The following is a 5931-nucleotide window of genomic DNA, read 5'->3' on the forward strand; positions in this document are numbered from 1 at the left end:
CGCTGTGCCAGGACGTCACGGCCGTGGCCGGTCTCGCGGCCCGGGGCGCGCGGACGCTGCCCGAGGACGAGTTCGAGGTGCTGACCGCCCTGGCCTCCGCCCCGCAGGAACGCACCGACACGCTCCTGCTGTCCGCCGCCCGGTTCGGCGCCGACCCCCGGCGGGCGCGCGTGTTGGAGCGCCTGGGTCTGTTCGGGGTCCGCGTGGCGTTGACGCTGATCCGGAACGGCTACGACACCCCCGCCGCGCTGGCGGGCGAGCTGCGCAGGCACAGCGGCCTGGACGAGCTGTGGGAGGCGGTCGGGACGCACTGTCTGTCCCGCGCCCTGACGCTCAAGGCCCGCTCCGCGCTGATCGCGCTGGACGTGGTGCTGCGGATGGAGCCGCGTCCCGCCGCCGCCGGCCTGGTCAGCGACCTGGAGCGCACCCTGGCCGGTGCACACGAGCTGGCCGAGCTGCGGCTGCTGGCCGCACTGCGGTCCGGGCGGGTCCGGCTGCCCGGTGACCTCCGCGAGGAGGCGGTCCGCCTCGCAGGCGGGTACGGCACGGACCCCGCCGCCCGGATCGGCACCGACACCGGTGAACCCCGATGGTGGCAGCACACGGCGGGTGCGCTGCGCGCGTGGCGCTCGTACGCGCACAGTCCGGTGTTCGGCGCCGCGCAACGGCACGCGGCCGAGACGGTGGCCCGGACCTGTGAGGAACTGCTGACCGACGCGGCGTACTGAGCCGCACCGGGATGGCCGAGCCGCACCGGTCGGCGCGGCGTCGGTGGCCCGTCGCGTGTCCGACGATCGGCGGCTTCCCGACGTTCACCCGGTCGGGTAATGATTGCCCGTGATGAAATCCGCACGCAGAGCGAGTATCGCCGTCGGCGCGGCCGTCGTCGTGGGCCTGGTACCCGTCGCGACGCCCACCGCTCCTCCCGCCGCGGCCGGTCCGGTGACCGCCGGGGCGGCGGCGACGGGGCACGACGCGGGGGAGCCGCCCGCCTCCGGCGTCGTGCACACCCGGATCCACGAGGTGCAGGGCATCACCCGGCTGTCGCCGCTGGAGGGCGAGCGGGTCACCGTGCCCGGCGTCGTGACGGCGACGCGCACGTTCGGCTCCGCGCGCGGGTTCTGGATGCAGGACCCCGACCCGGACGACGATCCGCGCACCAGCGAGGGTCTGTTCGTGTTCACCGGTGCGGCCGACCCGGACCTGTCCCCCGGTGACCGGGTCCGGGTGACGGGCACGGTCGAGGAGTACTACCCGGACGATCTGGCGACCTCGGACTTCCAGTCCGCCACGGAACTGGTCGACGCCACGTGGACGGTCACCGCCCGCGGTCGGGAGGTGCCCGCGGCGCTGGAGATCGGGCCGGACACGGTCCCGGAAAAGCGCACCGCCGAGCCGGGCGGGTCGATCGAGCGGACGCCCCTGCGGCCGAACGAGTACGCCCTCGACTTCTGGGAAGCGCACGAGGGCGAGCTGGTGTCGGTGCGCGACGTGCGCCTGGTGGGGCCGAGCACGGAGTACCACGAGCTGTACGCGACCACGAAACCGGAGCAGCACCCGACCGCACGGGGCGGCACGGTGAATCTCGGTTACGACCGGTCGAACACCGGCGTCCTCAAGATCGAGTCGCTGATCCCGTTCGGCGAGCGCCCGTTCCCGGAGGCGGACACGGGGGACACGCTCACCGGACGGACGGCGGGCCCGCTGGCCTACGACCGCTTCGGCGGCTACACGCTCATGGCGAACGTCCTCGGCGAGGTCACCGACAACGGGCTGGACCGCGAGGTCACCCGCGCGCAGCGGCCCGGGGAGCTGTCCGTGGCGACGTACAACGTGGAGAACCTCTCGGCCGTCGACGCGCAGGCGAGGTTCGACGAGCTGGCCCACGGCATCGTGCACAATCTCCGCTCCCCGGACATCGTCACGCTGGAGGAGATCCAGGACGACAACGGGCCGACCGGCGTCGACGACGGCGTCGTGTCGGCCCGGGAGACGTTGACCCGGTTCACCGACGCCATCGAGGCGGCGGGGGGACCGCGCTACGAGTGGCGGCAGATCGACCCGGTGGACGGTGCCGACGGCGGGCAGCCGGGCGGCAACATCCGCGTCGGCTTCCTGTTCGACCCGCGGCGGGTGTCGTTCGTGGACCGCCCCGGCGGGGACGCCACGACCCCCGTGGCGGTGGAGCGCGACCGCGGCGGCGCGGCGCTGTCCGTCTCACCGGGCCGCATCGACCCCGGCGAGGCGGCCTGGGCGGACAGCCGCAAGCCGCTGGCGGGCGAGTTCCGGTTCCGGGGCCGGACGGTGTTCGTGCTGGCCAACCACTTCGCCTCCAAGGGCGGTGACCAGCCGGTACACGGCCGGTTCCAGCCACCGACGCGGTACTCGGAGCAGCAGCGGGTCCGCCAGGCCGAGGTGGTGCGCGGCTTCGTCGACGACCTGCTCGCGATCGACCCGCGGGCCAACGTGGTCGTGGCGGGGGATCTGAACGACTTCCAGTTCTCCCCGACCCTGCACACCCTCACCGAGGGCGGCGCACTGGAGGCGCTGGTGGAGACCCTCCCGCCCGGGCAGCGCTACAGCTACCTCTACGAGGGCCGATCCCAGGTGCTGGACCACATCCTCGTCTCGTCGGCCCCGCACCGGGTGGACTACGACCTGGTGCACATCAACGCCGAGTTCGCCGACCGGCCCAGCGACCACGACCCCCAGATCACCCGCCTCACCCCGAGGTGACCCCCACCTCAGGCCCCGCGAGTCGTCACCCCAGACCGGCGAGTCGCCACCCCAGGACCGCGAGTTGCCACCCCAGGACCGCGAGTCGCCGTCTCAGGCCGGCGAGTTGACGCACCGACACCATGAGTCGCCGGCTCGTGCGCCCCGCGATCAGCGGCCCACCAGGCGCGGCACGGTCGCCACGAACGTCCGAGAACCACGTCGAACCTCGGGCACAGATGCCGGAAGACCGCGGCGAGGCTCCTGACGTGGGATGCCGGTTTGCGGGCCTGTGGCGTCGGTTCGCGGGCACGGAGCGTCAACTCGCGGGCCTGAAGTGGCGACTCGCGGGCCTGAAGTGTCAACTCGCGGGTACGGGGTGGCAACGCGCCGGCCTGTGGGGGCGGGTCAGCGGGCGCGCCAGCCGAGGTCGACGACGGAGCGGGTGAGTTCCTGGTAGGCCGTGCGGATGTCCTCGGCGTAGCGGTCGAGGTGGTCCTTGTGTGCCGAGGACGCCGGTTCGGGGTCCGGGCCCGGTTCCAGCCAGGACAGCCGCGAGATCTCGTCACAGGCCATCCGCCAGAAGTGGTACGCGCGCTCGGCCGCCGTGCGTTCGCGCTCGGTCGCCTTCTCGACGCGCTGTTCGGCGGCGCGGATCTCCGCGTCGAGCTCCCGGGCGCGGGCCCGCTCCCAGGAGCGCAGATCCTCGGCCGCCCTGCGGGCCAGGCCCATGATCTCCTTGTACCGCACGGCCGCGTCCGGCTCGTCAGGCATCGTTGGCCTCCTCCGCGTGGAACGGGATGGTGACCTCGGGGCTCGCGTGCGTGGTGCGGTCGAAGAACAACGCCCGGCCGGGCCGCGGCGACCAGTGCACCACCTGCCCGGCGCAGAACGGGGCGAGCTCGTTGCCCTGCACGTCCAGCGCCACCCACGCGCCGATGTCGTCGGTGCCGCCGAAGCCGAGGGTGTCCTTGAGCCGGGACACCCCGCGCCACCAGCCGAGCACGTGCGTGCCCCGCACGGGGCCCTGCTTGAGGACGGTGCGCAGGTGGTCCAGCCCACTGCTCGTGCCCGGCTCCTTGCGTTCCAGCGCGGGCAGCACCGCGTCGACACCGTAGAGGACGACGAAGCGCGCGGTGTCGGCGTCGGACAGGCTGCCCGACAGGTCGGCCAGTGCGGCACCGAGGTCGTCGGGTGCCACCGGTCGCGCCTTGTGTCCGTCGGCGACCAGGGCCTCGCCCAGCCGCGTCACCTCGGGCACACAGGCCGGCACCGCGCAGCTGAGCACGAACTCGACGTCGCCAGGGTCGAACTGCCGGGACAACGACCGGGTGGCCGCGTCCAGGATGGACAGGGCGTCCCGACGGGTGGTGCCGAGCACGGCGAGGTTGCGGCCCGGCGCGTCGGCCAGTTCGACGGCGTGCGCGTCGTCGGACACCGCGATCGCCTGGCCCACCACGGCCCGCGGCCGGTCGGTGCGGGTCAGCGCGGCGAAGGCCGGGGAGTCGTCGAGCCGGGGCGCGATCGCACCGTCGAACAGCCGGGGGCGGCCCTGCGTTCCGTACCGCTGCCAGAGCTGGCGCTGCAGCGTGGGGAACACGCCCCGGGCACTGGCGTCCGGGATGTGGGCGAGGGCGTTGCCGTGCGCGATGCCGGAGTCGTGGTTGATCACGGCGTGCCAGCGCGGGGCCGACACGGCCGCCTGGTTCGCCTCGGCGAGCACCCGGCGCGCCTTCGGCATCGCCACCCGCAGGGTGCACTGCTCGAACACGGCGGGTTTGCCCCAGAACGCCTCGATCCCGGCGATGTCCTGGCTGGCCAGGATCAGGTGGATGCCCTGCGACCGGCCGCGCCGCGCGAGGTCCTCCAGCAGCGCGGTGGCCATCCCGGTGACGCTGTCGCGTTCGGCGAACAGGTACTGGAACTCGTCGATCACCGCGACGATCCGGGGCCAGTGCCCGTCCGGGTCCTGTTCGCGCAGCTCGGCGAGGTTGGTGACCTCGAACTCCTTGGCCGCGGCCGAGCGCCTGCGCATCTCGTCGGACAGGTACCGCAGCAGGGCCAGCCCGAACTCCCGGTCGGTGTTCACGTTCACCCCGACCAGCCGGGCGTGCGGCAGCCAGCTGGAGTCCTTGCGCCCCGGGGCGAGCCCGGCGAACGACACGCCCTCCTTGAAGTCCAGCAGGTACAGCGCCAGCTCGTCCGGCGAGTACCGCGCGGCGAGGCTGCCGAGCAGGGCGTAGAGGAAGTTCGTCTTGCCCGACCCGCTCGGGCCGCCGATCAGCGCGTGCGGGGTGGTGTCACCGATGACGACCTCCACCGGCTCGCCCTCGTGGAAGCCGACCGGCGCGCGCAGTTCGGCCGCCGAGTTGTGCCTGCCGAACTCGGTGGGCAGCAGGTCGGTGAACGACCGGGGCCCGCCCTGCCGGGCGATCAGCGAGTCGGCGATGCGGGAGGTCGCCGTGGCCACACCCCCGGCGGGCAGCGCCGGGTCGAGGTCGACGGGGACGTCGGTGCCGGTCATCGACGTGATCGCGCGCCGCTCGTCGAGCAGGCTGACCGTCTCCACCGCCCCGCCGAGCACGGTGGGCACGTCCACGAGGATCAACGAGATGCCCGCCGCGAGCGCCCCGCCCGCGATCCGTTTGAGGTCGCGCAGCTGCTCGGATGGCAGATCCTCGCCGTTGCCGTAGAGCACGACCACCCGCCACGGCTCGGTGCGCCGGCCGGTGGCCTCGCGCTGCGCCCGCAGCGAGGGGTATCCCGCCTGCATGGTCCGGGCGTTGGTGCGGCGGATCTGTCCGGCAAGTTCGTCGAGCAGTTCCTCCAGCCGGGTCGGGTCGTGCACGGTGACCGCGCTGGTGCGGGTCAGGGCGTAGAAGTTCGGCAGCACGGTGGTGAGTTGACCGAGGTCCAGCAGGTCCACCCGGACCGCGCCGGGGACGAACGTGGACAGCACCCGCATCAGCAGGTTCTCCACCACCGCGTCCACGGTGCTCCGGGTCCCGGGCGCGGACGTGATCGCCAGGTGCGACTCGTCGAGCAGTGGGACGGCGACGTCGAACGTCTCCTCCCGCACCGCCACGGGGTCCGCACCGGGTCCGGCGAGGGGGGCCGAGCCGGTCACGGTCGCCGAGCCGATCCGCCACAAGCCGGGCACGGTGCTGCCGTCGGAGTACCCGGTGCGGCCCAGCCACTCGCCGGGCGGCCGGCCCG

3 protein-coding genes and 1 pseudogene are annotated in these 5931 nt (G+C 73.5%); 2 read left to right on the plus strand and 2 right to left on the minus strand.

What is annotated here, in order from left to right:
- Together SACPADRAFT_RS28820 and SACPADRAFT_RS0219420 are read left to right on the plus strand one after the other, a co-directional pair.
- Positions 1 to 728, plus strand: a pseudogene (locus SACPADRAFT_RS28820) (hypothetical protein); the annotation flags it as partial.
- A gap of 112 nt (positions 729 to 840) precedes the next feature.
- On the plus strand, positions 841 to 2736 hold the full coding sequence (locus tag SACPADRAFT_RS0219420; RefSeq protein WP_007026146.1) for an endonuclease/exonuclease/phosphatase family protein: 1896 nt from the start codon (positions 841 to 843) through the stop codon (positions 2734 to 2736).
- A gap of 387 nt (positions 2737 to 3123) precedes the next feature.
- Here the strand turns inward: SACPADRAFT_RS0219420 and SACPADRAFT_RS0219425 are convergent, their stop codons facing one another.
- Entirely contained in the window at positions 3124 to 3489 is a 366-nt protein-coding gene (locus SACPADRAFT_RS0219425) for a hypothetical protein (RefSeq protein ID WP_007026148.1), read from the minus strand.
- On the minus strand, positions 3482 to 5931 hold a 2450-nt coding region (locus SACPADRAFT_RS28825; protein ID WP_007026149.1), incomplete at its 5' end, for an FtsK/SpoIIIE domain-containing protein. The genes SACPADRAFT_RS28825 and SACPADRAFT_RS0219425, both read right to left, overlap by 8 nt.

This window comes from Saccharomonospora iraqiensis subsp. paurometabolica YIM 90007 (assembly GCF_000231035.2).
GTDB lineage: Bacteria > Actinomycetota > Actinomycetes > Mycobacteriales > Pseudonocardiaceae > Saccharomonospora > Saccharomonospora paurometabolica.